The organism is Priestia veravalensis (assembly GCF_001457055.1).
Taxonomy (GTDB): domain Bacteria; phylum Bacillota; class Bacilli; order Bacillales; family Bacillaceae_H; genus Priestia; species Priestia flexa.
In genome coordinates this window covers 1-3,816 of sequence record NZ_KQ758746.1, presented here as the reverse complement: position 1 = coordinate 3,816, position 3,816 = coordinate 1, and the positions used below count along the sequence as shown (strand labels likewise).

3 protein-coding genes and 1 pseudogene are annotated in these 3,816 nt (G+C 37.5%); 1 reads left to right on the top strand and 3 read right to left on the bottom strand.

Going from position 1 to position 3,816, the window contains the following annotated elements; genetic code table 11:
* Positions 1-116: 116 nt before the first annotated feature.
* Positions 117-1,454, bottom strand: coding sequence for an APC family permease (locus tag AS180_RS21040; RefSeq protein WP_062687458.1), 1,338 nt, complete (start codon positions 1,452-1,454; stop codon positions 117-119).
* A gap of 237 nt (positions 1,455-1,691) precedes the next feature.
* On the opposite strand from AS180_RS21040, the gene AS180_RS24000 reads away from it, so the two are divergent.
* Positions 1,692-1,931 carry a VOC family protein gene (locus AS180_RS24000; protein WP_309599054.1) on the top strand — a complete coding sequence of 80 codons (240 nt, stop codon included), beginning with the start codon at positions 1,692-1,694 and terminating at the stop codon, positions 1,929-1,931.
* A gap of 528 nt (positions 1,932-2,459) precedes the next feature.
* Here the strand turns inward: AS180_RS24000 and AS180_RS21030 are convergent.
* A pseudogene (locus AS180_RS21030) lies at positions 2,460-2,979 on the bottom strand (DUF3231 family protein).
* A gap of 252 nt (positions 2,980-3,231) precedes the next feature.
* The coding region (locus AS180_RS21025) for an IS4 family transposase (RefSeq protein ID WP_139109267.1) at positions 3,232-3,816 on the bottom strand (585 nt) is incomplete at its 5' end.

The following is a 3,816-nucleotide window of genomic DNA, read 5'->3' as shown; positions in this document are numbered from 1 at the left end:
GTTCCTTGCGCTTCCTTAGTGGTTGGTCGATGTGTACCCCCACAGTGGACTTTCACCACCTAGATAGTTGCCATGCCTGGCACACATAAAAAAAGAAGCCCTAAAAGACTTCTTTTCTAATTATTAATATGATTCTTTCTCATCGCAAAGTAAATGGGTAAACCAAGAGCCGTAATACCTAACCCCCACAAAGCAAGAGTTGTTTGTGTAAAGAGCGTATTCATCACAATAAACAGCCCACCTAGTAGCGAAATAAGTGGTAGTACCGGATAAAGTGGCACACGATAAGGTCTTGGAAGATCGGGTTCACGCTTACGTAAAATGAGCACAGCCGCAAAAGTCATCGTGTAAAAGATCCAAATAACAAACACAAGCATGTCCGTTAGCGTGTTAAATCCACCAATCGTCATCATAATGATGGCGATAAACAAAATAAAAATGCCCGAGTTGTACGGTACTTTACTTTTCTTTGAAAGACGCCCAAACCACTTGCTAAATGGAAGCTTGTTCTCTGTCGCCATCGCATACGGAATGCGCATTCCCGTCATAATGTAGCCATTGATCGAGCCAAATACAGAAATTAAAATACCAATACTTACAAACTTCCCACCAAAAGCGCCAAAAATCAGGCCTGCAGCATCTGATGCTGGCGTATCTGTACCTGCTAAAGACGCTGCCGACATTACCATAAGAAACGCAACGTTAATAAGAAGATATACGGCCATTACAACGGATAAGCCAAGGATAATAGCTCTCGGAAGATCTTTTTTCGGGTTCTTCATTTCCCCTGCAATGTTTCCAACTAAAATCCAGCCGTCATAAGCAAACATGGTTGCCAGTAATCCTGATCCTAACGCTGTTAAGAAATCTTTATCTGGTCCTGCTTCTACTGGAAACAGCTGAAATGGCACGTCTCCACTATGTAATAAACCAAAGATAATAATGAGTACTAATGGGATGAGCTTACAAACAGTTGCAATCGTTTGAATAGCACCAGCTGCTTTGGCTCCTAAAAAATTCATTAAGGTCAAAAACAGCGCAGTTGCAATGGCAATTATAACAATGAGGAATTGATTATCGTTTGCCGTTAGTCCAAATAAACTAATTGTTTGCGTTCCAAAGATAATAGCAAGCGCAGCAATATTAGCCGGAAAGTAAATAACCGTCTGTGCCCACCCAAGCAAAAACGCAACAAGGTTCCCATACGTTCTCTTTAAATAAGCCATCATCCCTCCTGTCTCAGGAATAGCAGCTGATAATTCAGCAGCTGTAAGACCCGCACATATCGTTAAAAGCCCACCAATTAACCAGGCTAAGAGTCCAAGGCTAGCGGAGCCAGTCGCTCCATAAACGGCGGTTGGTTTAAAAAACACACCCGCTCCAATAACGGTTCCAATAACTGTCGTAAGAGCAGCTAAGAATCCAATTTCCTTTTTTAAGTCTTGCTGCGGCAAAGGAATCCACTCCTTTTTCTCTAATGATGAATACTAGCTGTTTATATACAAAAAAAGAATGTACTTCTGGCAAGTACACTCGTCAAATTTTAGCATATTCTTTTGCTAAGATGCAATTTTGGTTTTTAAAATATTTATATAAATAAGCTAAATAAAAAAGTACATGTACATCTTTACTTCTTTTTATTAAAAGCTTTGAACGCTCAATTTTACGATGAAGAATTATTACCACTATAATTGGATTGTCTGACACTTCAACTTAAAGGAGAGCTTGAAATAAAGAAACAAATTACACCTTATTTATCTTTTAATGGAAATGCAAAGGAAGTTTTTGAAGGTCAAGTTCAAGAAATTCAAACGTTTGGAGAAGTAAATTTCCCAACTCCTCCAGAAGCTCAGAATCGGATTATGCACGCTAAGTTTAAAAAAGATGAATTATTTTCATGGTTTCTGATTCTTTCCCTGAGCAAAATTTAGAATTTGGAAGTACTATTTCTTTAGTTTTAGAGGTTGAGGAAAAGCAAAGAATCGATATTATTTATAATTGTTTATCCAAAAATGGTACTGTTATTATGGAACTACAAGACACATTTTGGTGAGCCCGCTACGCAAAAGTAAAAGATCCTTTTAATATTACCTGAGATTTAAATTACACATACAATAAGTAAGGGCTGCTATAAGTGTCCGTTATTAACAAAATATTTTTTTATAAAAAAACTTACTGTAACTGTATTAAGAAATGTTCTTAGCTCTTAGTCAAAATGCATTCTTACGAGTGTATTTGTACTTAGAAACAGTTTACTCATAATTTACTTTTGTTACCTGTGCAATAGACTTCATCTTTTTTATCATCATTAAGGTTCAATTCTTTATAACTTAGACATAAACATAAGCTTGGTATTATTAATTCATACTCTTTATAGAGGATTGGAAAAATCCAACCCCCTCTGTTTATTAATTGAATACACAAGGAATCGGATTTGTAATAATCTGCAAAAACATTTATTAACAGTCCGTATTTTTAGACTTATGAAGAGGTGGAGGAATTAACCATCCTTTTTCTTTACTAAGCTTTAAAAATTTACCGCCTAGCGCTACTTTTTCCATGTGGAACTGGCTGAACATTGCTGCGATATCCTCACGTACACACTGTCCAATCAATTGGCTACAAGCAACTAAACCTGCTGCAATATCGCGCGAAACAGAAGCCGCAACTTCTGGATCTTGAACTCGAGCACCTACTGGAATATCATCTAAGCAAGCTTCAGGACGTTCTGGAGGTGTTGGAGGTAAACCTATTCCGTTTTCTTTTAATAATTTTTCTATCGCTTTCATCTCTTCTTGACATTGTTCAATTGATTGTTGAACTAATTTATGTAGGTCTTTGTCACCTACGTGATTTAAAAATGTTTGATATCCAGACACTAAAGCTTTTGATGTTGAAACAAAAGACCAAGTTCCAAATACCTCACCGTAGTGCGTAGTGCATTGGCTCATCTGTTGGATTTCCACTTAAAATACCCATTTTTTCATCCTCCTTAACATATTTATAACGGTGTGCTACCTTCCATCTTGCGCACAAGCATTAATATAACCATTACCTAAACAATCATTCAATTTAATAAAAAATGTCACTAGTGTTGCATAAAATTTGACTGAATTTTCTGCTTTATTGTTTTTACTCATGAGAAGAAAAACAAAGACATTTGAATAGAGGTAGTTAACATCCATTTTTTTACTATAACCTTTGACGAGTGCAACAGACCTGTGAAATTCTTTAGGGCACGGTTTTCCCTACGATTTTTCGTAGCCATAAATGAGCGGATTTCCATGGTGCCGCTTTGAGTAAGCGACTAATTTGTAAGTACGTCCTTGAACTGTTCGTGTTCAGCTGTGCCAGTACATTTAGGCAATATACAATCATTGCGATATACACTTGATTATGTACGCCTTGTTCGCTCTGCGCGTAGAACTTTTTGATGTTCAGGTGCTGCTTCAACCATTTGAAAAATAACTCGATTGCCCAGCGCGATTTGTACAATTCAGCGATATCATCGGCGCTTAAATCAAATCGATTCGTAATTAGATGCAGTTCGTTACCTTTTGAATCGAGCACTTTGATGAGGCGAAAGATATTTTCTGCACGATTTTGTGTGGTGCCGATCAGAATCATTTCATCCGACAATACAGTTGAATCGATTGGCAGTTTAAATGGCTCTACGACACGAATGACCGCATTTTTTCGCAAGCGTGAGACGAAGAAATAGCCATCATCGGTCATGCGGTCAAATCGCTCATAATCTAAGTAACCACGATCAAAAACGTACATGCATTCTTTGTCGTCAACGAGTACCTCTAGCTG